At 63.4% G+C, this 24,024-nt stretch carries 22 protein-coding genes; 8 read left to right on the top strand and 14 right to left on the bottom strand.

Features of this window, described 5'->3' with window-relative positions:
- Nucleotide 1: 1 nt before the first annotated feature.
- From VLJ37_12790 to VLJ37_12780, 3 genes are all read left to right on the top strand, one after another.
- Nucleotides 2–748, top strand: a complete 747-nt coding sequence (locus VLJ37_12790) for a biotin--[acetyl-CoA-carboxylase] ligase (GenBank protein HSA60549.1) — start codon at nucleotides 2–4, stop codon at nucleotides 746–748.
- A 12-nt stretch (nucleotides 749–760) separates the two neighbouring features.
- Nucleotides 761–1,498 carry a type III pantothenate kinase gene (locus VLJ37_12785; protein HSA60548.1) on the top strand — a complete coding sequence of 246 codons (738 nt, stop codon included), beginning with the start codon at nucleotides 761–763 and terminating at the stop codon, nucleotides 1,496–1,498.
- A 72-nt stretch (nucleotides 1,499–1,570) separates the two neighbouring features.
- On the top strand, nucleotides 1,571–2,380 hold the full coding sequence (locus VLJ37_12780) for a hypothetical protein (GenBank protein ID HSA60547.1): 810 nt from the start codon (nucleotides 1,571–1,573) through the stop codon (nucleotides 2,378–2,380).
- Between the two features lie 51 nt (nucleotides 2,381–2,431).
- Here VLJ37_12780 and ald read toward each other — a convergent pair whose 3' ends face one another.
- A complete protein-coding gene (gene ald, locus VLJ37_12775) occupies nucleotides 2,432–3,427 on the bottom strand; it encodes an alanine dehydrogenase (GenBank protein HSA60546.1) in 996 nt (331 codons plus the stop codon).
- Nucleotides 3,428–3,447: 20 nt separating this feature from the next.
- Nucleotides 3,448–4,296, bottom strand: coding sequence for an ATP-dependent sacrificial sulfur transferase LarE (larE, locus tag VLJ37_12770; protein ID HSA60545.1), 849 nt, complete (start codon nucleotides 4,294–4,296; stop codon nucleotides 3,448–3,450).
- 122 nt (nucleotides 4,297–4,418) lie between these two features.
- Here larE and VLJ37_12765 point away from each other — a divergent pair, with 122 nt between their 5' ends.
- From VLJ37_12765 to VLJ37_12755, 3 genes are all read left to right on the top strand, one after another.
- Nucleotides 4,419–4,760, top strand: a complete 342-nt coding sequence (locus VLJ37_12765; protein ID HSA60544.1) for a phasin family protein — start codon at nucleotides 4,419–4,421, stop codon at nucleotides 4,758–4,760.
- A 124-nt stretch (nucleotides 4,761–4,884) separates the two neighbouring features.
- Entirely contained in the window at nucleotides 4,885–5,691 is an 807-nt protein-coding gene (gene murI / locus VLJ37_12760; GenBank protein HSA60543.1) for a glutamate racemase, read from the top strand.
- Nucleotides 5,678–6,478: a homocysteine S-methyltransferase family protein gene (locus tag VLJ37_12755; GenBank protein HSA60542.1), complete on the top strand. Its 801-nt coding sequence runs from the start codon at nucleotides 5,678–5,680 to the stop codon at nucleotides 6,476–6,478. The genes murI and VLJ37_12755 overlap by 14 nt, the downstream gene beginning before the upstream one ends.
- On the opposite strand, the gene VLJ37_12750 is transcribed toward VLJ37_12755, so the two are convergent.
- On the bottom strand, nucleotides 6,462–8,285 hold the full coding sequence (locus tag VLJ37_12750; protein HSA60541.1) for a transketolase: 1,824 nt from the start codon (nucleotides 8,283–8,285) through the stop codon (nucleotides 6,462–6,464). The two genes, VLJ37_12755 and VLJ37_12750, sit on opposite strands and share 17 nt — an antisense overlap.
- Nucleotides 8,286–8,356: 71 nt before the next feature.
- Here VLJ37_12750 and VLJ37_12745 point away from each other — a divergent pair, with 71 nt between their 5' ends.
- Nucleotides 8,357–9,658 carry a S41 family peptidase gene (locus VLJ37_12745; protein HSA60540.1) on the top strand — a complete coding sequence of 434 codons (1,302 nt, stop codon included), beginning with the start codon at nucleotides 8,357–8,359 and terminating at the stop codon, nucleotides 9,656–9,658.
- A 26-nt stretch (nucleotides 9,659–9,684) separates the two neighbouring features.
- Here the strand turns inward: VLJ37_12745 and VLJ37_12740 are convergent, their stop codons facing one another.
- The gene (locus tag VLJ37_12740; GenBank protein ID HSA60539.1) at nucleotides 9,685–10,443 is read right to left on the bottom strand and encodes a hypothetical protein; all 759 of its coding nucleotides are present in this window, start codon (nucleotides 10,441–10,443) and stop codon (nucleotides 9,685–9,687) included.
- Between the two features lie 10 nt (nucleotides 10,444–10,453).
- On the opposite strand from VLJ37_12740, the gene acs reads away from it, so the two are divergent.
- Nucleotides 10,454–12,409, top strand: a complete 1,956-nt coding sequence (gene acs / locus VLJ37_12735) for an acetate--CoA ligase (protein ID HSA60538.1) — start codon at nucleotides 10,454–10,456, stop codon at nucleotides 12,407–12,409.
- Here acs and VLJ37_12730 read toward each other — a convergent pair.
- The 10 genes from VLJ37_12730 to murD form a co-directional block, all read right to left on the bottom strand.
- Nucleotides 12,395–13,966 (bottom strand): LysM peptidoglycan-binding domain-containing protein, encoded by a 1,572-nt coding sequence (locus tag VLJ37_12730; GenBank protein HSA60537.1) that lies wholly within the window; start codon nucleotides 13,964–13,966, stop codon nucleotides 12,395–12,397. The genes acs and VLJ37_12730 overlap by 15 nt on opposite strands.
- A gap of 69 nt (nucleotides 13,967–14,035) precedes the next feature.
- Nucleotides 14,036–15,301, bottom strand: a complete 1,266-nt coding sequence (gene ftsZ / locus VLJ37_12725) for a cell division protein FtsZ (protein HSA60536.1) — start codon at nucleotides 15,299–15,301, stop codon at nucleotides 14,036–14,038.
- A 30-nt stretch (nucleotides 15,302–15,331) separates the two neighbouring features.
- Entirely contained in the window at nucleotides 15,332–16,558 is a 1,227-nt protein-coding gene (gene ftsA / locus VLJ37_12720; GenBank protein HSA60535.1) for a cell division protein FtsA, read from the bottom strand.
- Nucleotides 16,559–16,598: 40 nt separating this feature from the next.
- On the bottom strand, nucleotides 16,599–17,336 hold the full coding sequence (locus VLJ37_12715) for an FtsQ-type POTRA domain-containing protein (protein ID HSA60534.1): 738 nt from the start codon (nucleotides 17,334–17,336) through the stop codon (nucleotides 16,599–16,601).
- 5 nt (nucleotides 17,337–17,341) lie between these two features.
- Complete coding sequence (locus VLJ37_12710; protein HSA60533.1) at nucleotides 17,342–18,274, bottom strand: D-alanine--D-alanine ligase; 933 nt, start codon at nucleotides 18,272–18,274, stop codon at nucleotides 17,342–17,344.
- A complete protein-coding gene (gene murB / locus VLJ37_12705) occupies nucleotides 18,258–19,187 on the bottom strand; it encodes a UDP-N-acetylmuramate dehydrogenase (protein ID HSA60532.1) in 930 nt (309 codons plus the stop codon). Before murB ends, VLJ37_12710 begins: the two co-directional genes overlap by 17 nt.
- Nucleotides 19,184–20,563: a UDP-N-acetylmuramate--L-alanine ligase gene (gene murC, locus VLJ37_12700; protein HSA60531.1), complete on the bottom strand. Its 1,380-nt coding sequence runs from the start codon at nucleotides 20,561–20,563 to the stop codon at nucleotides 19,184–19,186. Before murC ends, murB begins: the two co-directional genes overlap by 4 nt.
- Nucleotides 20,547–21,629 (bottom strand): undecaprenyldiphospho-muramoylpentapeptide beta-N-acetylglucosaminyltransferase, encoded by a 1,083-nt coding sequence (gene murG / locus VLJ37_12695; GenBank protein HSA60530.1) that lies wholly within the window; start codon nucleotides 21,627–21,629, stop codon nucleotides 20,547–20,549. The genes murC and murG overlap by 17 nt, the downstream gene beginning before the upstream one ends.
- Nucleotides 21,626–22,717 carry a putative lipid II flippase FtsW gene (gene ftsW / locus VLJ37_12690; GenBank protein HSA60529.1) on the bottom strand — a complete coding sequence of 364 codons (1,092 nt, stop codon included), beginning with the start codon at nucleotides 22,715–22,717 and terminating at the stop codon, nucleotides 21,626–21,628. The genes murG and ftsW overlap by 4 nt, the downstream gene beginning before the upstream one ends.
- Nucleotides 22,714–23,988: a UDP-N-acetylmuramoyl-L-alanine--D-glutamate ligase gene (gene murD, locus VLJ37_12685; protein ID HSA60528.1), complete on the bottom strand. Its 1,275-nt coding sequence runs from the start codon at nucleotides 23,986–23,988 to the stop codon at nucleotides 22,714–22,716. The genes ftsW and murD overlap by 4 nt, the downstream gene beginning before the upstream one ends.
- Nucleotides 23,989–24,024 lie beyond the last annotated feature (36 nt).

Here is a 24,024-nt window from a genome sequence, read left to right as displayed (position 1 = left end):
CGTGAACCTCGTTATCCATCGCTTCGAGCAAACCGCGTCCACCAACGACCTGGCCGTCGCCGGCGCGAGGGAAGGCGGCGCCGAGGGCGAGGTCTTCGTCTCGGAGTCCCAGACCGCGGGCCGCGGCCGGCTCGGGCGCCGTTGGGAATCGCCGCGCGGCAAGAACCTGTACGTCTCGATCCTGCTTCGCCCGGCCTGTCCCCCCGCGCAGGCCGCCCTCCTCACCCTCGTCGCGGGGACCGCCGTTCATGACCTGCTGGCGGACCTCCTCCCCGGCGCCGATCGCCTGAAGATCAAGTGGCCGAACGACCTTTACTGGGGGGACAAGAAGGTCGCGGGCATCCTGACCGAAATGGAGTCCCAGGGGAATCGGTTGAAATGGGTCGTCGTGGGAATCGGCGTCGACCTGAACGCCGATCCCGAGGATTTTTCTCCGGAGGTCCGGGAAAAGGTGACGTCCGTCAAGATGGCGACCGCACGTGCTGTGGACCGGGAGACGGCCTTGAACCGTCTCTTGGAGGCCTTCGGCCAGCGCTACGACGAATTCACCCGCGAGGGCCCTTCCAAGACGATCTCCTTCTGCGAGGCCCATTCCTATCTGAACGGCCGCCACGTCCGTTGGGACGACGGAGGCGAGAGGACCGGGGTCGTCGCCGGTCTTTCCCCGGAGGGCCATTTGAGGGTGAAGACGGAGGAAGGAATCGTTTCGATCCTCGCGGGGGATGTCACGCCGAGCGTTCGAACCTAAGGAGGAGACAAGATGCTTCTGGCGATCGACGCGGGCAACACGAACACCGTCCTGGGGCTCTTCGAGGGGAAGAGACTCAAGAAGACCTGGCGGATCGCCTCGACGCCCCAAGCGCTCACGCGCTGGGCCCGGAGGCCTCCAAACAACCTCAAGGCGGTCGTCGCCTCCAGCGTCGTTCCGCATTTGAAGCCGGCCATCGAGCGACTGGCCAAAAAGGCCACGGGCCGGAGGGCCTTCTTTGTATCATCCAAAATGAAGATGCCGATCCGCGTCCGGACCCGGAATCCCCGCGAGGTCGGCCAGGACCGGATCGTGAACGCGGCCGCCGCCTACGCGCGCTGGGAATGCGGCCTCATCATCGTGGACTTGGGGACGGCGACGACCTGCGACGTGGTGACGCCCCGGGGCGAGTACATCGGCGGGACGATCTCCCCGGGGATCGGCATCGCCAACGAGGCCCTGCATGAAAAGACCGCCCTCCTCCCCCTCGTTCCGATCGCCCGCCCCCGCCGCGCCGTGGGCCGGAACACCGTCGAGGCGATCCGCTCCGGCGTCTTCTACGGTTACGTGGGACTCATCGACGGGTTGGTGCAGAGGATCAGGAAGGAGCTGCGCTTCCCCGTAAAGGTCATCGCCACCGGCGGCCTCTCCGCCTTGGTCGGCCACGCCTCAAGGGCGATCGACAGTGTCGATCCGAATCTCACCCTCAAAGGCCTCCAAAGGCTGCAGGAATGGAATTACCCATTCTGAAAGTAATTTCCTGACGCCGCGATCATTCGAAACATTACAAGTCATTCCCTCGAAGAGAATTGAGGTTTGTCTATGATCCCGACCGCCTTTACGCCCCTTTCCTTGCAGACCGCCGCCCAAGAAGCGGCGCGCGTCGCCATGCCCTGCGTTCCGGCCGCACCGGCGCTCGCGCCGGGGATCCTGGCCGTCCAAGGCGGGGACGGGGGCCAAGGAGGCGGCGGGGATCCGTGGCCGCCGACCGGCTCGACCCGATTTCAAACCTCGGACCCGACGAGCCTCGGCATGCCCTCGTCCTGGGGCGAGGCGGCCTTGAGCCGTTACGGGATCGATCAAGCCGGTCTCTTGCGGTGCCACAAAAAGGAACTCGCCCTGAGAACCGTCCGCGTCACGGCCCTCTGGTCGGCCATCGCGGTCTTTCCCCGCATCGTTCCCGTCGCCCGCGAGGTCTATGAGTCGTGTGTCATCGGGGCCCTTTTTCTCTCCTTCTTTTGGACCGCCTGGGCGAGCCGATGGCTTCCGGAGGAGCGGCAAGACACCTTCGATCTTTTTGAAGCGGCCGAGAGGCGGGCCTGGGAGGTCCGGCAGACGATCGAGTCGTGCCAGAACAAGGAATGCTTTCTTCGATTGAAGGAAGAATTCGCCCGAACCGTGAAGGCCATGGAACGGATCCTCGCGGGATCCCCCGAAAGGCGATTTCTGCGCCACTCCGGCCTCGGCCACGTCGCCACGCTCTACGAGGTCCTGATGCTCGCGCTGGGACACCCTGTCCTCACCTATGATTATCCGGTCCTGGCGGCCATCGCGGAGCGGAACAAGTCCTTCCTGAAGCGACTGCCGGCGGCGATGCCCCTCAAACCCCTTGGACCGTATCGGCGGACCTAAGGCCTCCAAGGGTTGCAGATGGGACCCATGGAAAAGGGCGGGACTGGGCATTCAAAATGCCGGGAAGGAGCCTGACCGGCAGATCTCAATCACATGCGGCAACGTCGCCCGCGCGAGCGCCTCGGTCGCCGTGCGCGGGACCATCGACGGCATGTTGGTCACACCGTAGTGAAGGACGCCGTACTTGAGGAAGACCGGCGTCTTGATCGTCGTCGGCCGGATCGTCTCGATGCAGCCCCCCTGGTCGATCGCCACGTCCACGATCACGGATCCCTTTTCCATCAGAGACACCATTTTCCTTGTGACGATCGTCGGCGCCGCCTGACCCGCCACAAGGACGGCACCGATCAAGAGGTCCGTCCGCTTGAGGATCTCCGGAAGCTCCCCCGGATCGCTCATCGGCTGGAACCTTTCCCCGTACTGCTCCGCGAGACGGGCCAGCTTCTCCCTATTCTTGTCGAAGACGGTCACGGTCGCCCCCAGGCCGTGCGCGACCCGAAGGGCGTTCCTGCCGACGTGTCCGGCCCCCAGGATCGTCACGTGGCCGGTCCCTCCCGATCCGATGGCGGTGAGGAGGGTCCCCTTGCCTCCCAGGTCCCTCCTTAAATAGTTCGACCCGATCAGGGCGGCGAGGCATCCGGCGATGTCGCTCATGGGGGCGAGAATGGGAAAGGAGCCTGACTCGTCCCGGATCATCTCGTAGGGAATCGCCCTCACCTTCCTCTTCTTGAGTTCCCTCTCAAGCCTGGGAAAGGCCGCCAGATGGAGAAAGGTGAAAAGGATCAGCCCTTCGCGGAAAAAACGGAACTCGGAGGGCTGGGGTTCTTTGACCTTCAGAACCAGGTCCGCCTGCCACACGGACCTGGCCGACGCTTTCAGGATTCCCCCCGCGGCCTGATAGTGGGCGTCCGAGAAACCCGCGTTCCGTCCCGCGCCGCGTTCGATCCACACGTCCGCGCCCGCCTCCACAAGACGCCTGACGCCCGCCGGGGTCATCGCCACGCGGTCCTCGAAGGGTTTTACTTCGCGGGGGATTCCGATGCGCACACGAGGAGTGTGCCACAGGATCAGGTAATTTGGAACAACGGCAGATTCACGCTGCCGGTCTTGTAACCGGCGAGGTCGAGTGCGGAATAAAGAAATCCGTTCTCGCGGCAGAGGCGGTCGACCTCCGCCCTCAGTTCCGGATCGAGAAAACGGTTGAAGGCCTCCGGCCCGACCTCGATCCGCGCGATCGGCTCGTGAAAGCGAACCCGGACTCCCGCGAACCCCATGCGCACGAGGGCCGTCTCGATTCGGTCGATCCGGCGAAGCCTGTCTTCCGTCACCTCGGTCCCGGGAGGAAACCGGGACGAGAGACACGCGAGCGCCGGTTTGTTCCAGGTCCTCAATCCGAGCTCCCTTGAGAGCTCGCGAATTTCAGGTTTCGTCAATCCCGCCTCCACCAAGGGGCTCCTCACATTCCATTCCTCGGCCGCCTTGAGACCCGGTCGGTAATCTCCCAGGTCGTCGACGTTGACCCCGTTCAGGATCCAGCGGAATCCCCACTCCTTGGCCTTGGCCGCCAGGGTCTCGTAGAGTTCGGATTTGCAGAAATAACACCGGTCGCCCCGGTTCGCCCGGTACTCCGGCCGGTCGAGTTCACAGGTGTCGATCTCGACGTGCTCGACATCCATTTCGCGGGCAAGCGACCGGCTCTCCTCCCGCTCGTAGGTCGGGTAAGAGGGTGAAATCGCGGTGACGGCTTTGACGCGCTTTCCCAGGACGTCGCGGGCCGTCTTGAGAAGGAAGACCGAGTCCACGCCACCTGAGTAGGCTACGAGCGCGTTTTCGAGGCCTCCCAACCCCTCCCTCAATCTCTCCATCTTCAGAGTCATGACGCAAAACTGTGCGGAATCAGGACCCAAGTCAAGCATTCCCGACGCCTCCTCGGAATGAATAAGTCGAGTGAGAGGCTATTGACAGGCCCCGGCGTTTCCATTAGTGAACAGGGGGTTCAAGCCAAAAAATGTTTCTTTTTGTTCAGCGAGGGGGACGTATGCTTAAGGAAGTCATCGAAGACGCGATTGCGAGGGGAGAGAGGTTGAAGAAGGACATCGTCGGCCAGATCCTCAAGTCGGCCACCATCAACGAGCTTCTCAACAACCGTCGCTTCACGGAGACCATCGCCAAGGTCATCCAGACCAAGGACGAAATCGCCCGCACGATCCACCGGAACGTGCAAGACGCCCTCAAGACCATGAGCATCCCCTCAAAGAACCAGCTCTCCTCTTACGAGCGCCGCATCAACATGCTCGAAAAGAAGATCGACTCCATGGGGCGCAACCTGATGAAGAAGAAGCTGAACGGCGGCCACAAACGCCGCCGGGCCGGACGCTAGATTCCGGTCCCGCTTCCCGCGGGACAGCGCTCGTTACGACTCGTCCCGAAACCACAAGAACCATGAGGCTCGGGACGTCCCTTGCCTCTAAGGATTGAAGGGAAAAGGGACGTAAAGGAAGCTAGTGCCCCAACGCCCCATCGGCATCTTCGACTCCGGCATCGGCGGCCTCACGGTTTTCCGGGAAATCGCCAAGATCCTTCCCCATGAAGACTTGATCTATCTGGGAGACACGGCGCGCGTTCCGTACGGGACAAAGTCCGCCTCGACGGTCACGCGCTACGCATTTCAAAACGTCCGGTTTCTGCTGCAAGAGAGAGTCAAGATCGTCGTGGTCGCCTGCAATACCGCCTCGGCCTTCGCCCTGGAGCCCCTCCAAAAGGAGTTCCCGATCCCCATCCTGGGCGTGATCGAGCCTGGGGTTTCCGGTGCCTTGCGTGCGGTCGCAACGAAGGCGAAGCGCCGCGTGGGGGTCATCGGCACGGAGGGCACGATCGCAAGCCGGGCCTACTCGAAAAGTCTTGAGAGGCAAGACGCGGACCTCTCGGTCAAGAGCGCCGCGTGTCCCCTCTTCGTTCCCTTGGTTGAGGAGGGATGGTGGGACAACGACGTCGCCGAGAGCGTCGCCCGCGTCCATCTCCGGGACCTCCTCGCGGAGGGACTCGACGCCCTGATCCTCGGTTGCACGCATTACCCCCTGCTCAAGAAGACGCTCCGAAGGGTCGCCGGCGATGGGATCACCCTCGTCGATTCCGCCGAGGAGACGGCGCGGGAAACAGCCTCCCTGCTTGCCGCACGCGGCCTTGCGCGGGCATCCCATCCGGAGCCCATCCGAAAGTTCTTCGTCACCGATTCACCGGAACGCTTTCAAAGGGTGGGGCAACGGATCTTAGGGCGGGAGCTGACCAACATTCACCATGTCGAAATCTAAGTTCATCCTCATGGACGGAGCGATGGGCACGATGTTGCTCGCGCACGGAGTTCCCCTCGGAACGTGTTTCGAGGCCTTGAATCTTTCCCGTCCGGAGTTGATCCGCGAAATCCACCGGAGCTACGCCGGCGCCGGGGCGGAGGTCCTTGTCGCAAACACCTTCGGCGCGAACCGCCCCCGTCTGTCAAACCACCGCCTCGCCGGCCGCCTTGAGGCGATCAACCGCGCGGGGATCCGCCTGGCCAGACAGTCCGCGGGACGCAGGCGCGTCTTCGCCTCGATCGGCCCGTTGGGCCAGGCGGCAAAACGGATGTCGTTTCCCCAGATGTTCCAATCCTTCAAGGAACAGGCCCTCGCCCTCGAAAAGGAGTCCCCCTCGGGATATGTCATCGAGACGATGACCTCCCTCACGGAGGCGGAAGCGGCCACCGCGGCCGCGAGGCAGGTTTCGGACGGCACGGTCCTGGCGCTTCTTGCCCGCCCCCTGCGCCTGACCCCCGAAACGGCGGAACTCGCCGCCGCCACGCTCCGTTCCGCGGGTGCGGACGTCCTCGGCGCCAACTGCGGCGCTTCGCCCGAAGACGCCTTTTCGCTCCTCCAAGCGCTCCGGCGCGCCGACGAAGGCCCCTTCGCCGCGCGGATTTCCGGCGGCCTTCCGGGCCATACGCTCTCACCCGCGGAATTCGCCGGATGGGGCCTGCGATTCAAGAAATTGGGTTGTACGTGGATCGGCGGCTGTTGCGGGACGACTCCCGCGCACATCCGGGAATTTAAACGATCTCTTTGATCTTTCGGACAATCGCGGCGGCGGAAAGACCCGCCTGCTCGACCAACTCCTCCGGCTTGCCCGAGCCGGGGAGGATGCGGACCGCCACTTTGTAGACGGGCACCTTCGGCTGCTCGGCCAGGACCTCCAAGACCGCGTCTCCCAAGCCGCCTTCCGGCCAATGGTCCTCCACCACGACCAAGGCCTTGGTTTCCTGCGCGGCCTTTCTCAAGGTCTTGGCGTCGATCGGCTTGACGGAATAGGCGTCGATCACCCGCACGGAAACACCGTCCTTGGCCAGGAGGTCGGCGGCCTTGAGGGATTCGTGCAGAGTCACGCCGGCGGCGACGAGAGTGACCGCGTCTTGGCCCGAAGACCGGAGCGTCTTGGAGCCCCCCACTGGAAACTTTTCCGAAACATCGTAAAGCACCGGCGTCGCCGGGCGGCTCGTGCGGAGATAAACGATGCCGGGCGTCTTGATCATCTCCTCGACCAAGGCCTCGGAGGACACGGCGTCCGACGGGTACAGAACGGTGCTTCCGTGCACGGCCCGGAACATCGCGATGTCTTCCAATCCCATTTGCGACGGACCGTCCTCCCCGATGGAGACGCCCACGTGCGAGCCCGCGCACTTGAGATTGGCCTCCGACACCGCCGCCATGCGGATCTGGTCGTAGGCGCGCGTCAGAAAGGCTGCGAACGACGAGGCGAACGGGATCTTGCCGCGCCGCGCGAGTCCCACGCCCACGCCGATCATGTTCTGCTCGGCGATGAACATCTCGAAATAGTTCTCTTTCCTCTTTTCCATGAGGATTTCGGCGAAGGTCGAGTTTTTCGTCTCCGCGTCGATGGCCACCAGGTTGGGATGCTGGACGACCAAGCGGGCCAAGGCCTGGCCGTACGCCTTGCGGGTCGCGACCTTGTCGCCCTTCTGATAGGACGGGGCCGGGGCCGGCGACACGGGCGCCGCAGCGGGCTTCAAGTCCTGGGGCTTTTGGACCGGGCCCTTGAGTTTCCGGTCGACCGGTCCGAGCTCCTTCAACGCCTTTTCCAAATCCGCGGGAGACAGGGCCTTGCCATGCCAGCCGGGTTTGTCGGCCAGGAAGGAGATGCCGTGACCCTTAATCGTTTTCGCGACAATCGCCTTGGGTCGGCCGTTCGCCGCAAATGTCGCCTCGTAGGCCTTTTCGATCTCGGGAAAGGAATGACCGTCGATCGTGACCACGTCCCATCCGAAGGCCGCGAGGCGTTTTGAGTAGGCCTCGGCATCGTGGCCATACATGGTTTCCTGCGATTGGCCGAGCCGGTTCACGTCCACCACGGCGATCAAGTTGTCGAGCTTGTAGTAGGCCGCGATCTGCGCCGCCTCCCAGACCGAGCCCTCCGCCATCTCTCCGTCTCCCAAAAGGACGAACGTCCGGTAAGGCAGCTTATCGAGGAACTTGGCGTTCAACGCCATGCCGGCGCCGATGGAAAGACCCTGCCCCAGGCTTCCGGTCGCGGCCTCCGCATAGCGGAAGGCGGGCGTGGGATGTCCTTGGAGAGGGCTGCCCAGCTTGCGGAGGGTCATTAGATCGGCCTCCGTCAGGACGCCGGCCGCGGCATAGAGGGAGTACAAAAGCGGGGCCGCATGCCCCTTGGAGAAGATCACCCGGTCGTTGTTCGGATGTTCCGGACGGTCCAGGTCGGCCCGCAGGTATTTGAAGAAGAGAGCGGTCATCAGGTCCGCCGCCGAGAGGGAGGACGTGGGATGGCCTGAGGCCGCCTCCGTCGTGGAGACGAGGATGTGATGACGAACGAGCTTGGACAGATCTTGAAGGGCCGCCATGGATGAGGTTCCTTTCGCAAGACCTCTATACTTTTTGGCCGGGGCATGGGAAGATGATTTTGGAGGCCTTTTTGAGATTTCGGACCGCGCTCGCCTGCTTGTGCGCCGCCATCATCCTGTCGACCGTCATCGCCTCGCCCGCAAGGGCCAAGAAGAAGGGAAAAGAGGCCGCCGGCGGTCCTTCGGCCGCGTCCCTCTATAAGGAGTTGGATCTCTTCACGAAGGTCTTGAACCTCGTTCAGGACGACTATGTCGAAGATCCCGACGGGCGCGAGCTGGTCTACGGGGCGATCCGCGGGCTTCTCTCCACGCTCGACCCGCATTCCGTCTTCATGACGCCCGAAGCCTACCGCGAACTTCGGGTGGACACCGAGGGACGCTTCGGGGGCGTGGGTCTCGAGGTGACGGTCAGGAACAACGTGCTCACGGTCGTCACCGCCATCGAGGGTTCTCCCGCGGAAAAGGCGGGGGTCCATGCCGGCGACCGCATCCTCAAGATCGACGGCGTCTCCACCAAGGAGATCGGCCTGGCGGAAGCCGTCCGCAAGATGCGCGGCTCGCGCGGTTCCAAGGTGCATCTGACTCTGTTGCGCGAGGGACAGCGCGACCCCATTGAAGTCAGCCTCCATCGCGACACCATCCGAATCAAGAGCGTCCGCTCAAGTCTCGAGGAGGGGGGCTTCGGCTACGTCCGGATCGCGTCGTTCCAGGAGGATACGGACGAGGACCTGAGGAAGAATCTGGACGCCCTTGAGAAGAAGAACAAGGGTCCTCTCAAAGGGCTCGTGATCGATCTGCGCAACAACCCGGGGGGCCTGCTCGACGAGGCGGTCGACGTCAGCGACGAATTCCTCGAGTCGGGAACGATCGTCACGACCGCGAGCCGCAACCACGAGGTCGACCGCCGGATCGCGACCAAGAGCGGAAAAGAGCCGTCTTATCCACTCATCATCATGGTGAACGGAGGCAGCGCCTCCGCGGCCGAAATCGTCGCCGGCGCCCTCCAAGACCACAAGAGGGCCGTGCTCCTGGGCACGCAGACCTTCGGCAAGGGGACGGTCCAGACCATTTTCGAGTTGGGGGACGGAGCGGCGCTCAAGCTCACCGTCGCCAAGTACTATACGCCCAAGGGGCGCTCGATCCAAGCCGAGGGCATCAAACCGGACGTCGTGGTCGAGGCGCAGAAGCCGCGCCAGACGGGATCTCCGGCGTCGAAAGACCGTTACGTGAGCGAGAAAGATCTCGCGGGACACCTCGAAAAGAAGGTCGAAAAGAAGAAAGAGGCCGAAGCCGCCAAGACGGAAGAGGAAGATTACCAGAAGCGCGTCGCTTTGAACTATCTCAAGAGCTGGCAGGTCTTCCAAAAAAAGTGATGTAGGGGCGAACCTCGTGTTCGCCCTTACTGCGTTTTCAAGATGGGCGACGGCCGGTTCGCCAGGCGCACCGCTTCGCGGCGGATCACCCGCATGGCGGCGGGCAGGGATTTCTTGACACCCCACTTCAGGAGAAACCTCGGGACCCCCGATCCCGGATCAGTCTCGACGCGGTAGAACATCAAGGTGCGCTTCGCATCCCCTTCAAACGGCTCGAGCCGGAATTCCCCTCTCAGGGTTCTGATATTCCCCGCCATCTTTTCCCACGAGCACCGGTAGACGCCCTTCTCCCCTTCCGTCTCGTCGTTCACGTTCCTCATGACCATCCACTTGTTGGAGACCGGCCAGGGCAGGTCGTAATATTGAAAGGTGTGGTTGATCCAGGACGTCTTGCTCCTCTGATTTTGCGTGGGATCGAAGATCCGATCCCCCAAAAGCTTGTAGAAGTCGTCCACCTTCTTGATCGAAGCGGACTGCTGCGCGATCTCCTCCGAAAGGGCGCGGCTGTCGACCAGCTGCGGCAGCTTGTACTTGGACCATTCATTGGCCTGGATGAACAGGCGCCAGACCACCTTGGGGGGGGCTTGGATGACACCCTCCATCTGGCCCCAAACCCCCTTTTTGAGATACCCCCCGTCCGTGAAGGTCTCGCCCTTTCGGAGTCGCTCGACCCGTTCCTCCGCCGACAGGACCTCGGGCGCTTTGGCGTACGAGGGCCTGAATTGACCGGCGAACGGGATGGAGGTAAAAAGGAGCAACGCGTAGGCGAATTTCTTCTTCATCATAAGGAAAGGTATGTCGATCGACTCTCTGAGTCAAGAATCACGGGTCTTTCCGCCCCCCCCGTCCGTCAGGAGGAACGCCTGGATCAAGGACGTCGCATCGTATCAGGCCATGTACGACCGCTCCCTCAGGGACCCGGAGGGCTTTTGGGACGAAATCGCCTCGGAGTTTTTCTGGTTCCGAAAATGGCGAAAGGTCCTCTCTTACGACTGGAACGACAGGATCGACATTCGGTGGTTCGAGGGAGGCCGGACCAACCTCTGCGTCAACGCCGTCGACCGGCATTTGAAAAAAAACGCGGACCGCCTGGCCTACCTCTGGATCGGCAATGACGGCGAGGAGCGCCGGCTGACGTACTCCGACCTCGCGCGGGAGGTCGGGCGCACCGCCAACGCCCTCAAGTCCCTCGGCGTCAAGAAGGGGGACCGCGTCGCGATCTACCTTCCCATGATTCCGGAGCTTCCGATCGCCATGCTCGCTTGCGCGCGGATCGGGGCGGTCCATTCGGTCGTCTTCGGCGGATTTTCGGCCGAAGCCCTGAAAGACCGCATCCTCGATTGCGGGGCTAAAATCCTGATCACCAGCGACGGCGGCGTGCGAGGCCCCAAGAAGTTCCCGATGAAGGAGACGGCCGACGCGGCCATGGATCACTGCGCCCGCGATGGACATCGCGTCGACGCCTGCCTCGTCGTCCGCCGGACCGGGGACGCGGTGCCCATGGCCTCCGGACGCGATCAACCTTGGTCGGACCTGGTGGGCCGCGCCTCTCCGGAGTGCCCCGCCGAAGCCATGGACGCGGAGTCCCCTCTCTTCATCCTCTACACCTCAGGCTCGACGGGAAAGCCCAAGGGCGTCCTTCACACGACGGCGGGCTACATGATCCATGCGGCGGCCACATTCAAATACGTCTTCGACTATCATCCCGCGGACCTTTTTTTCTGCACGGCGGACATCGGCTGGGTCACGGGGCACAGCTACCTGGTCTACGGCCCGCTCGCGAACGCGGCCTCCCTCGTCCTCTTTGAGGGCGTTCCCAACCACCCCAAACCGGACCGTTTTTGGGAGATCGTCGAACGCCACAAGGTGACGATCCTGTACACCGCTCCCACCGCCATCCGCGCCCTGATGCGGGAGGGGGAGGAATGGCCGGCCCAGCGCGACCTGTCGTCGCTCAGGATCCTCGGCACCGTTGGCGAGCCGATCAATCCCGAGGCGTGGATGTGGTACCACCGGGTCATCGGCAAGGAGAGATGCCCCATCGTGGATACCTGGTGGCAGACGGAGACCGGAGGCATCCTCATCAGCCCCCTGCCCGGAGCCATGGCGACCAAACCGGGTTCGGCCTCCCGTCCCTTTTTCGGCGTCGAACCGGCCATCCTCCGCGAGGACGGCACGGAGTGCGGGGTCAACGAGGGCGGCTACCTCGTTCTCAAACGCCCGTGGCCGGGGATGATGCGGACGGTCTACGGCGACCACGGCCGCTTTCGGGAGACCTATTTCACGCGCTTTCCGGGGACGTACTTCACCGGCGACGGGGCGCGGCGCGACGCGGATGGCGACTACTGGCTCATGGGCCGGATCGACGACGTTCTGAACGTCTCGGGCCATCGGATCGGGACGGCGGAGGTCGAGAGCGCCTTGGTCTCGCACCCCGCGGTCGCGGAGGCGGCGGTCGTCGGCTTCCCGCATGAGATCAAGGGGCAGGGGATTTATGCCTTTGTGGTGTTGAAGAACGATGCAGGGGCGGATATCAAGGCCCTGCAAAATCAGGTCCGTACCGAAATCGGCCCCATCGCCGTCCCGGACGTGATTCAAATGGCCAACGCCCTGCCCAAGACCCGCTCCGGCAAGATCATGCGGCGGATTTTAAGGAAGATCGCGGAAGGAAGGCCGGATGAAGTCGGAGACACGTCGACGCTGGCCGATCCTGCTGTCGTTGCGACCCTGATTCAATCACATCGAAGGTGATGCCGAGGAGATGTTCGAAGCGGACTTGGAAGGGGCCGGGATCTTGAGCGTCTGGCCTTGTTTGAGCTTTTTCGGATCGGAGATGCCGTTGGCGGCCTTCAATTGGCCCGTGGTGACGTTGTACTTCTTGGCGATCTCCCCCAGCGTGTCGCCCGACTGGACCTTGTGGGTCGCGTGGCCTCCCTTGCCGGACGACTTCTCGACCATCGCGACGTTCCGGCCGCCTCGTGATTTCTTCGCGTACTTCGTCCCCTTCCCCGCCTTCGCGTACCGGGTCTTGCCGGGTGCGGTCTGAATCTTGAGCTTCTGCCCCACCCGGACCTTCGACCAGTTGACGTGGGGATTGTAGTCCTTGAGGGCCGCGACGCTGATCCCCAGATTCCGGCTGATGGACTTGGCCGTATCGCCTCGGCGAACGCGGTAGGCGATCATCCGCCCGCCACGCCTCCGTTCGTACACCTTTTCATAGAACGATTCCCCTTCCGGCGGTGCCATGGGGAGGGTGATCTGGGTTCCTGCGCTCAGGGTGTCGTCAATGCCTCTCCCGTTGGCGGCGGCCAGGAGGACCGGGGGCACGTCGTGTTCGTCGGCCAGGCGGCGGATGGACTTGATCTCGTCCACCGTCACCTTCTCGTCGCCCAGCCTCTCATAGGGCTTGAGGGAGGCGTAACTGGAGAGGAACTTGCCGCCGGTTCCCGCGGGGACCTTGATCTGATAATTTCGGCCCTGGGGCGGCGTGACCCAATGCAGGATCTCCGGATTCAGGGCCTTCATCTCCTCATAGGTGATCCCGGCGCATTTTGCGGCCACCCGGAGGTCAACCGGCTCTTCGATCTCGACCGACTCGAAAGCGACGGGCGATTCGTAGGGGATGTTCTTGAAGCCGTACTTTTCAGGATCACGGGCGATCATCGCGGCCGCGATGAGCTTGGGAACGTAGTCCTTCGTTTCGTTGCGGAGATAACGTCCATGAGACAGCTCCCAGAAGTCCTCGGTCGCGTACTTGCGGATGGCCCGGTCGATCTTTCCTTCGCCCGCGTTGTAGCTGGCGGCCGCCAGGTACCAATCGTTGTAGCGGTCGTAGAGGTCCTTCAGGTACTTCGCGGCGGCGACGGTGGATTTTTCGGGATCGCGCCTCTCGTCCACCCATTGATCGACTTGGAGGCCGTAACGAACGCCCGTCTGGTAGATGAACTGCCAGGTCCCCGTCGCCCGGGCTCGGGAATAGGCGTGGGGGTTGAACCCGCTCTCGATCATGGCCAGGTAGACCAGGTCCTGCGGCAAACCATGCTGCTTCAGAACCTTCCGGATCATCGGAATGTACTTGGCAGACCGTGCCAAATACCGTTCGAAATGGGACCGTCCCGTTCCTTGAAAGTAATCCAGCCAGTCCTGAACACGGTCGTTCATGACGAGCGGGATGTCCGGGCGCTGGATTTCCGCGAAATGGTCCTGGGGAATGGCCGTTTCGACGTTTTTGGGCGCCGTCGCGCACGCGCCGAGGACCCCGACGGCCGAGAGAAGAGCGAAAATGATCTTCAGACGAATGATCTTCATACTTTAGCGTCTTGTCGGGATTTGACCCCCATTAAACCGTTCTTCGGCGCCCAAGTCAAAGAGTTTCCTTCAATCCGCATGCTTCCTCAAAAATGTCGGGACGTCGTATTCGTCCGAGTCAGGCTCCCGGTTCATGAAATCTTGGAGCCGGAAGTCGCCCATCATGCGTTTCAGGTCCGAATGAACCGGGATTTTGGCGCGGGAGGACGGGGCCCGGGGCGCGGGTTCTTCCATTTCGACCTCCTGAAGGACCAGGTCGGGTCGAGCGGAGGCCGCCATCGGCATTTCGGGGGCCTCGCGGACCGGTTGCTTCTGGTAGGGCACGAACTCCGTCGGGCGCCGCAGGGCCTTCTCGAATCCGGTCGCGATGACCGTCACACGGACCTCGGAACCCATCGTCGGGTCGACCACCGCTCCGAAGATGATGTTGGCGTCCTCGTGCGCCTCCTCCTGGATCAACTTGGCCGCCTCGTTGACCTCGAAGAGCGTCAGATCCGGGCCTCCGGTGACGTTGAGCAGGATCCCCGTCGCCCCGCGGATCGAAATGTTTTCCAGGAGGGGCGAAGAGATCGCCCGCGTCGCGGCTTCGTTGGAGCGGTGCTCGCCGGAGGCGCTTCCGCTGCCCATGAGGGTCGTGCCCATCGTGCTCATGACGGCCCGGATGTCGGCAAAATCGAGATTGATGAGCCCCTCCACCAGGATGAGGTCCGAAATGCCGCGGACGGCGTGCAGGAGCACTTCGTCGGCCATCTTGAAGGCGTCGGTCAGTGCCATGTTCTTGCCCGCGACGATCAAGAGCCTTTCGTTGGGGATGCTGATCAGGCTGTCCACCGACTCCTCCAAGGACTCGAGGCCCTGCTGGGCGAATCGTCCCCGGCGCTTTCCCTCGAAGCTGAAGGGTTTCGTCACGACGCCGATGGTGAGCGCGCCCAGGTCCCGCGCGATCCTCGCGATGACGGGCGCCGCCCCGGTGCCGGTCCCGCCGCCCATGCCGGCGGTGATGAAGACCATGTCCGCGCCTTCTAGAAAGCGCGTGATCTCGGCCTCGCTCTCGATCGCCGCTTTGCGCCCCACCTCGGGATCGGCCCCCGCCCCGAGTCCCCGGGTCAGGTCGCGGCCCAACTGCATCTTGATCGGGGCCCGGCTGCCCTTGAGGGCCTGGAGGTCCGTGTTCGCGGTGATGAAGTCGATCCCGCCGCTCGCGAGCACGCGTTCCAGACCGGAGACGCTCCATTTTTCGATCATCGTGTTGACCGCGTTGCCGCCCGCCCCTCCCAGCCCGATCACCTTGATCTTGGCGCCCTGTACGGATTCCTCTTCCACCAGTTCAAACATGATATGCCCCCGTGTTCTCTCGGTTAGAGTTTAGAAAATCTCTTCGATCCACTCGCGCATGCGTTCCTTCACCTTGTGGTAGACGTTGTCCTCGCGGTTGCGGAAGATCCGGCTGCCCTGGTTCCGGCTCCCGTAGAGGACGAGCCCGACGCCCGTTGCGTGGAGGGGGTTTTTCACGACGTCCACCAATCCGCCGATCCCCTTGGGGGCGCCCCGCCGCACCGGCAGGTTGAAGACTTGCTCGGCCAGCTCCGGCATGCCTTCGAGGAGGGTACTTCCCCCGGTGAGCACGACGCCGGAAGCGATCATGTCCTCGTAGCCCGATTTGACGATCTCCTGCTTGATGAGCGTGAAAATCTCCTCCACGCGCGGCTCGATGATCTCGGAGAGGATCTGGCGCGAGATGATCCGGTCCGAACGGCCGCCGACCGAGGGCACCTCGATCGTCTCCTCCCGGCCCACCATCGAGGACAGGCCGCATCCGAAGCGCTGCTTGATCTTCTCGGCATCCACCAGGGGCGTCCGAAGGCCGATCGCGATGTCGTTCGAGATGTGGTTGCCGCCGATCGAGAGGACCGAGGTGTGCACCAGGCTCCCGCCCGAGAAGACCGCGAGGTCGGTCGTCCCGCCTCCGATGTCGATGATGGCGACACCCAAGTCCTTCTCCTCCTGCGTGAGCGTCGCCTCGGCCGCCGCGAGCTGCTCCAAGATAATGTCGTTCACGTTCAAGCCCGCCCGGTTGCAGCACTTGACGATGTTCTGGGCCGAGGTGACGGCCGCGGTGACGATGTGAACCTTGGCCTCGAGCCTGACGCCCGACATGCCGATGGGGTCCTTGATGCCGTCCTGCTCGTCCACCACGAATTCCTGGGGAATCACGTGGATGACCTCCCGGTCCAGCGGGATCGCCACCGCCTGAGCCGCGTCGACGGCCTTTTCGACGTCGGCGGCCCGGACCTCCTTGTCCTTGAGGGCGCAGATGCCGTGGCTGTTGATGCCGCGGATGTGCCCGCCCGCGATGCCCGTGTAGACCGACGTGATCGGTCCGCCGGCGATCGCCTCCGCCTCGTCCACGGCACGGCGGATGGATTCGACCGTGCTCTCGATGTTGATCACCACGCCCTTGCGCAAACCTTTGGACGGGGAGGTTCCGACGCCGATGATGTCCACGCCGTCCTCCACCACCTGGCCGACGATCGCGCAGATTTTCGTCGTACCGATATCCAGCCCTACGATGAGATTGTCTTTTTTGCCCATCTGGTCACCCCTCCATTGAATGAGAAAACTGGTTTAAATTTCATCGATCTTGTTTCGCACCGTCACGGACGACCACTCGCCGGTCCAGAGAGAGATCCACGACCTTGGGCGCCCTCCCACCGCCCTGGATCGTGCTCCAAGCCTGCGTAAATCTCTGAAGCCGCTCTTCCCACGTCAGCTCCCCGCCTTCCGGTCCAAGCGTCAGCTGGATGCACGGCTCCCTGGTGAAGAGCGTCAGCCCCGCCCGCGCGTCCCATCGGGCCTCCGAAACGCCCAAGGCGTTGAAGAGATCGGAAGTCTCGAGGGACTTCACGAGCGCCATCAACCGCGGCAGGCGTTCCGGGATCTCGTCGGCCGCGAGCCCCGTCAGGATGGGGAAATCCTTGGGGTCGGAGGCGTCGAGTTTCTTGAAGACCTTGCCCTCGCGGCTCACGAGGTAAAACTCCGAATCGATCTCGATCAATGCCGCTGGCTCCTCCTCTTCCACCCAAATGAAGATCCGGGCCGGGAACCTCTTGGAGAGCCGGACGTCCTTGACCCAGGGGTACCGCAGCACGCGCTTGCGCACGTCTTGGAGCCGCAGCGTCAGGATGTTGTCGCCCTTCTTGACCTCCGAGAGACGGATCAGGTCGAATTCGTTCAAACGGCGGAGCGGCGACATCACGACGACTTCCTTCACCCTGAGAAAGGACGGCGGATTCTTGACGACCAGGTAAACTCCGGCCGCGGCGATCACCGCCACCGAGAGCCGGACCGCGATGCGAAACAATCGTTTCACGATCCTCATATCTTGAGCCCCGCCCCTTTCAGGATCTCCTCGCACAAGTCCTCAAAGGAAATGCCCGCGGCCGCCGCGGCCTTGGGAACCAAACTCGTCTCCGTCATCCCGGGCACGGTGTTCACCTCCAGGAAGTAAGGGTGAACCTCGTGTTCGCCCTCCAAGATGAAATCCATCCTCGCGAATCCGGCGAGCTTGAGGACCTTCCAAATCCGCTCCGATGTCTTCTGGAGCCGGTCGCGCAGGGAATCCGGGATGCGGGCCGGCACGATGTAATCGGTCGCGCCCTTCGTGTACTTGGAGGCGTAGTCGTAGAATCCGCTCTTGGGGACGATCTCCACGACGGGCAGGGCCCGGCCGTTCACCATCGAAACCGTCACTTCCGTCCCCGTAATGAACTCCTCGACCAAGACCGTCTCATCCAACGCCAAGGCCTGGGCGACGGCCGGAGCAAATTCCTTTTCATCGCGTACGATGGAGATCCCGATGGTCGATCCCTCGCGGTTGGGCTTGACGACGACGGGCAACGGCAGAAACCGCGCGGCGACGGCCCCGGCATCCGAGCGTGTCGCAATCTTCCAAACCGGCGTCATGATCTCGTCCCCCATCTCCGAGACCAGCACCTTCTTGGTCAGCTCCTTGTCCATGCCGATGGCCGACGCGAGGGGGCCCGAACCCGTGTAGGGGATCCCCATGATCTCCAGGAGGCCTTGGACGGTTCCGTCCTCGCCGTAGCGCCCGTGGAGGGCGATAAACGCGACCTGGACGCCGGCGGCCTTCAGCTTCTCCGGGAGGTCGCGCCCGGCGTCGATCTCCGCGACGTCGTACCCTTTCGCGCGCAAGGCGGCCGCCACCGCCCTGCCGCTGCGCAGGGACACATCGCGCTCCTTGGAGAGCCCGCCGAGCAGGACCCCGATCTTTTTACTCTTCGCCGACAACGCGAACCTCCGTCTCCATCGTGATGCCGAATTTTTCCTTCACCTTGTCCTTCATGAGTCCGATCAACGCGAGGACGTCCTTCGCCGTCGCCCCGCCCTCGTTCACGATCCAATTGGCGTGCTTCGCCGAGATCCTGGCGCCGCCGACGCGGACGTCCTTCAACCCCGCTTCTTCAATCATCTTGGCCGCGAACATTTTCTTCTTTCCCTCTTCGTGGTTTTTGAAGACCGACCCGATGTTCGGGACGTTCAGGGGCTGCGTCTCCAGCCGGTAGGCCCGGTGCTTCTGAATCCTTCCGCGGACGAGCTCGGAGGCCATGCGTGCCAGACCGAAGCGGGCCGAAAGGACGATCGCTCCGCGGGGGAAATGGCTCTCGCGGTAGCCGTACCGGATCTTGTCCTTGGGCCAGGTGGTCAAACGGCCTTCCTTGTCCAGGAACGTCACCGAAATGACGGTCTGGGACAGGTCCCCCTCGTGGGTCCCGGCGTTCATCACGAGACCGCCGCCGACGTTGCCCGGAATCCCGGAGACGGCCTCCAGACCCGAGAGGCCTTCCTCCGCGGTGAAATCGACGAGCCGAGGCAGACCGACACCGGCCTCCGCATAGACGACCACCCTCCCGTCCTGTTCCCCTTCGACCTCGACCTTGGTGAAGCCCTCGGAGAGGCTCACGACGACGCCGCGGATCCCTTGATCGCGGACCAGGAGGTTGCTCCCCGCCCCCAAGGCGAAGACCGGAAGTTTCGCCTGGGCGGCGAGCCGTACGACGGCGGCCAGTTCGTCGATGGTCTTGGGATAGACCAACGCGTCCGCCGGGCCGCCGATGCGGATTGAGGTGTGCCGGGACATCGGCTCGTCGAAACGCGTCCCTTCGCAGACCTGCAGAACTTGCTGTCTTAGGGCTTCCTTCATTTCAATCCCTTCGCGATCTCCTTGCCCGCCTTCCAGACGTCCCCCGCGCCGAGGGTCAGCACGATGTCGCCCTTTTGGAGGCGCGGCAGAACCGCGGTCGCGATCTCGTCGACGCGCGGCACAAAGGCCACGCCGCGTCCTCCGCGCCGTTTCTTGACGGCGTCCGCGAGCGCCTCGCCGCTGACGCCCCGGATGGGTTCCTCGCTCGCGGCGTAAATCTCCGTGATCACCACCTCGTCCGCGTCCCCGAAGGCCTTTGCGAAATCCTCGAAGAGATCTTTCGTCCGCGTATAGCGATGGGGTTGGAAGATCACCCACAGGCGGCCCCTTTTCACGGCGCCACGGAGGGCCTTCGTCGTCGTCACCATCTCGACAGGGTGATGTCCGTAGTCGTCGATGACCATGACATCCCCTTGATGGATGATCTCGAGACGCCGCCCGATGCCGCGAAAGTTCGCGAGCCCCTTGCGGATGTCCGCAAATTTGATCCCGAGCTCGCGTCCGACGGCGACGGCGGCCAGGCTGTTCAAGACGTTATGGAGCCCCGGCTGGCGGAGCCGGATCCGGCCCAGGGTCTCGCCCCGGAACTTGACGTCGAACTCGCTCCCCCAACCCTTTTGGCGGATGGACGACGCCTGGTAGTCGGCGGCCTTCTCGATGCCGTAGGTAAATCCCCGCTTGGCGAAGCGGTCCGCCAGGCGTGCCGTCTCCGGATGATCCGCGCAGAAGATCGCGGCCCCGTAGAACGGGATCTTTCCGGAAAACTCCCCGAACGTCTCGCGGAGGGCGTCAAAGTCCCGGTAGTGTTCCATGTGTTCCCGGTCGATGTTGGTGATGACCGCGATGGTCGGGTTCAGGTGCAGAAAAGACCCGTCGGATTCGTCGGCCTCGGCGACCAGGAAGTCCCCCTTGCCCAGGCGGGCGTTGGTCCGGAGGCTCTTCACCCGCCCGCCGATGACGACCGTCGGATCGAAGCCGCCGGCGTCCAGAACGGCGGCGACGAGCGAGGTCGTGGTCGTCTTGCCGTGGCTGCCCGCGACCGCGATGCCGTACTTGAGCCGCATGAGCTCGGCCAGCATCTCCCCCCGGGAAATCACGGGAATTCCGCGCTTGGCGGCCTCGGCGACTTCGGGGTTCGACTTGGCCACGGCCGAGGAGACGACGACGACCTGCGGCGGATTCGCCCTCGAGACGTTCTCCGCCTTGTGGCCGAAGTGGACCTTGGCGCCGCGCCTCCGCAAGCGGTCGGTCACGGGCGAACGTTTCAGGTCCGAGCCCGCGACGCGGCAGCCCATCGTCAGAAGGATTTCGGCGAGCCCGCTCATGCCGATGCCCCCGATGCCCACGAAGTGGATGTCTTTAATCGTTGGATACATGAAGCTTCAAAATCTCCCTCAACACCGCCTCCGCCGCCGGCGTCTTTTGCGCCTGCGCCAGTCTCTCGCGCATGGCGGCCAATTCTCCGCGCGCGGCCTCGTAATGCAAAACGCGGTCCGCAAGCCTTTCCGGAAGCTCCGCGTTCGGAATCACCTCCGCGCCGCGGCAAGCCGCGACCGCCTCGGCGTTGAACCGCTGGTGGTCGTCCGCCGCGAACGGATATGGGACCAGAATCGACGGCGTCCTCGTGGCCATGAGCTCCGAAACCGTCGAAGCGCCCGCCCGGCTCACAACCAAATCGGCCTCCCGGAAGACTCGCCCCATGTCCTCCACAAAGGCCGCGACCTCGTGCGGGATCTTCGTCCTCCCGTAGGCCTCCCGGACCCACCCCTCGTCGTTCGCACCGGTCTGATGAAGGACGCGGAGGGGTTTTCGGGACGCTTCCAAGGCCGGCAGGGCGGCCACCATGGCCTTGTTGATCGCCGTGGCTCCTTGGCTCCCGCCGAGGATGGCGACCGTGAAATCCCCCCGTTCGGTCTTGGTTTGCCGTCCGATCTCGGTCAATTCCGAGCGGACCGGGGTACCCGTCAGCCTCACCTTCGCCGCCGGAAAAAATTCCGCCGCCTTGGGAAAGGCGATGCAGATGAGATTCGAGAACCGTCTCAAAAGCCGGTTGGTGAACCCGGGGATCGCGTTCGGCTCCAAGACGGCGCTCGGGATTCCCAGCCAGCGTGCCCCCAAGATCATCGGCCCGGAGCTGTAGCCGCCGATCCCCAAGACCACGTCCGGCCGGAAGCTTTTCAGGATCGACCGGGCCTGAAGAAAGGCCGCCGGAAGCGACGCGAAGGTTTTCAATCGTTGATACCATCCCTCTCCCTTGATCCGACCGACGTTCAAAGCCACGTGGCGGAACCCCGCCCTCTCCAGGATCGTCTTCTCCAGCCCCCGGTCCGACCCCACGAAGAGGACGGCCCCTCCCGGGTTCAGCTCCAAGAAGACCTGGGCCACGGAGATACCCGGGAACAAGTGTCCGCCCGTCCCTCCGGCTGCGATCAGCAATTTCACACCTCGATCCTCGACGACACATTGAGCAAAACCCCCACGCACGTCAGCGACACGATCATCGCGGTGCCCCCATAGCTTAAGAACGGCAGCGCCAATCCCTTGGTCGGGAGGAGCCCCATCACCACGGCGATGTTGAAGACCACCTGAAAGCTGAAGAGGACGGCGATCCCGAGCGCCAGGAACGACGAATAGGAATCCGGCGCCTTCCAGGCGATGACGAAGGCCCGGAAGAGCCAGACGGCGAAAAGACCGATGACGGTGAGCGTCCCCAGGAGCCCCAGCTCCTCGCCGATGACGGAAAAGATAAAATCCGTATGCGCCTCGGGAAGGTAGAAAAGCTTCTGCTTGCCCTCGCCGAGTCCCTGGCCGAAGAGGTTGCCCGAATGGAACGCGAGGTAGGACTGGATGATCTGAAACCCCGCCCCCTGCTTGTGCTCCCAGGGGTTCAGGAAGGCCATGATCCTCTGCTTCCGGTACTCGACGCCGAAGATGAGGTAGTAGAACGCCGGCAGCGCGAGCAGGATTTCGGAGAGAAGATACGAGATCCGCGCCCCGCCGATGAACATGAGCACCAGCACCGTCGCCGCCATGACGACGGCGTTGCCGAGGTCGTCCCCCGCCAGCACGAGCACGACGAGCATCCCCGACAGGATCATCGGCGGCACGAATCCCACGAGGAAGATCTGGATCTTCTCCTGTTTCTTGGTGAGGACGTAGGCCATGAAAATGATCAGGGCGATCTTGGCGAATTCGGAGGGTTGGAACGAGAAAGGCCCCAGCTTGAACCATCGCTGGGCCCCGCCCGCCTTGGTACCGAGGCCCGGAACGAGCACGCAAACAAGGAGGATCAGGGCGACGCCGAAGACGGGGTACGAAATCTTGCGGTAGAACTCGAGCGGCACGATCTTGGCCACGGCGAGCCCCAGGGAGCCGATCACGACCGCCATGAGCTCCTTCTTGAGAAAGTACGTGCTGTCGTGAAAGCGCTCCCTCGCGAGCACGCCGGAGGCCGAATAGACCATGGTCAGCCCGAGGGCCACCAAGAGAAGGGTCGCCAGCAGCAACGTATAGTCGAAATGCTTTTTCAAAGCTGCCTCACAAGTCGTTGAAACGCGTCTCCGCGGTCCTTGTAGTCCCGGAACTGGTCGAAACTCGAACATGCGGGGGAGAGCAGGACGACGTCCCCCGGCTGCGCGCGTCCACCCGCCCATTGGACCGCCCGGTCCATGGTGTCGGCGGGCACGACCTCGATGGCCCCTTTGAGAGCCTTAGCGATGGCCGGCCCCGCCTCGCCGATGGTCAGAACGAACTTGGCCTTCCGCCGGGCGGCGTCCCGGAGCGGCGCGTAGCTCCCGCCCTTGTCCCGTCCGCCCGCGATCAGGATCACGCGGCCGTCCTCGAACCCCTCGAGCGATTTGACCGCCGCGTCGACGTTCGTTCCCTTCGAATCGTCGTAATAACGGACCCCGTTCCGCTCCCGCACGAACTGGGTGCGGTGGGGGAGCCCCTCGAAAGTCTCGACCGTCCTTTGGGTCGCCGCCGGCGTGGCCCCCGCGGCACGCGCCACGGCGATCGCCGCCTTCATGTTCTCCGCGTTGTGAATGCCGACCAGCTTCATCCCGGCGAGCGAATGCGCTTCGCGGGTGAAATCGATTTTTTGCGCCCTTGCGCCGCGCACGCCGCGCGCCACGACGGGGTCCGCGCCGTTGTAGACGAGGACGTCACGGGGTCCTTGGTTCCTGAAGATGCGGAACTTGGACTTCGCGTACGCCGCGAAGGACGGATAGCGGTCCAGATGATCCTCCGTCACGTTCAGGATCGCGGCGATCTTGGGCCGAAACACTTTGGAGCAGGTATCCAGCTGATAGCTGGAGACCTCGGCGACCACCCAATCGAAGGCCTTTTTCTCTTCCACGATTTCCATGAGCGGCGTTCCGATGTTGCCCCCAAGGGCCACCTTCTTTTTCGAGCGTCTCAGCATGGATTCGATCAGGGACACGGTCGTCGACTTGCCGTTGGTCCCCGTGACCGCGATCATCGGCGATTTCAAGAGCGCCGCCGCGAGCCCGAACTCCCCCAAGACGGGAACCCCGCGCCGCCGGGCCCTCTTGAGCTCCGGCAAATCCAAGGGCACGCCCGGAGAGAGGACGACGAGGTCTCGCCCTTGGAAGGCCTCCTCCGGATGCCCGCCCCAAAAGCCCTCGAGTCCGCGGAGGTCCGAGGGGAAGGGCCCGAGATCCGCCTTCGCCCTCTGGTCCGTCACCGCGACCTTGGCTCCGCGGCGCGCGAGGAAACGGGCCGCGGCCTGCCCGGAGACCCCGAAACCAACGATCAGGATGTGTTTGCCCCTAAAGTTCACTAGCTTCCTTGCTCGCCGTAGCGAGCGCTGTCCCGC

Source organism: bacterium, assembly GCA_035454885.1.
Taxonomy (GTDB): domain Bacteria; phylum UBA10199; class UBA10199; order JACPAL01.
The sequence above is the reverse complement of the archived record's forward strand: the minus strand, read 5'-3'. Positions and strand labels throughout refer to the sequence as shown.

Bases quoted from the DNA above. Each gene is read 5' to 3' on its own strand.
- VLJ37_12785 (HSA60548.1), top strand. From the start codon at position 761: ATGCTTCTGGCGATCGACGCGGGCAACACGAACACCGTCCTGGGGCTC.
- VLJ37_12780 (HSA60547.1), top strand. From the start codon at position 1,571: ATGATCCCGACCGCCTTTACGCCCCTTTCCTTGCAGACCGCCGCCCAA.
- larE (HSA60545.1), bottom strand. From the start codon at position 4,296: ATGCTTGACTTGGGTCCTGATTCCGCACAGTTTTGCGTCATGACTCTG.
- VLJ37_12765 (HSA60544.1), top strand. From the start codon at position 4,419: ATGCTTAAGGAAGTCATCGAAGACGCGATTGCGAGGGGAGAGAGGTTG.
- VLJ37_12755 (HSA60542.1), top strand. From the start codon at position 5,678: ATGTCGAAATCTAAGTTCATCCTCATGGACGGAGCGATGGGCACGATG.
- VLJ37_12750 (HSA60541.1), bottom strand. From the start codon at position 8,285: ATGGCGGCCCTTCAAGATCTGTCCAAGCTCGTTCGTCATCACATCCTC.
- VLJ37_12740 (HSA60539.1), bottom strand. From the start codon at position 10,443: ATGATGAAGAAGAAATTCGCCTACGCGTTGCTCCTTTTTACCTCCATC.
- acs (HSA60538.1), top strand. From the start codon at position 10,454: ATGTCGATCGACTCTCTGAGTCAAGAATCACGGGTCTTTCCGCCCCCC.
- VLJ37_12730 (HSA60537.1), bottom strand. From the start codon at position 13,966: ATGAAGATCATTCGTCTGAAGATCATTTTCGCTCTTCTCTCGGCCGTC.
- ftsZ (HSA60536.1), bottom strand. From the start codon at position 15,301: ATGTTTGAACTGGTGGAAGAGGAATCCGTACAGGGCGCCAAGATCAAG.
- ftsA (HSA60535.1), bottom strand. From the start codon at position 16,558: ATGGGCAAAAAAGACAATCTCATCGTAGGGCTGGATATCGGTACGACG.
- murB (HSA60532.1), bottom strand. From the start codon at position 19,187: ATGAAGGAAGCCCTAAGACAGCAAGTTCTGCAGGTCTGCGAAGGGACG.
- murC (HSA60531.1), bottom strand. From the start codon at position 20,563: ATGTATCCAACGATTAAAGACATCCACTTCGTGGGCATCGGGGGCATC.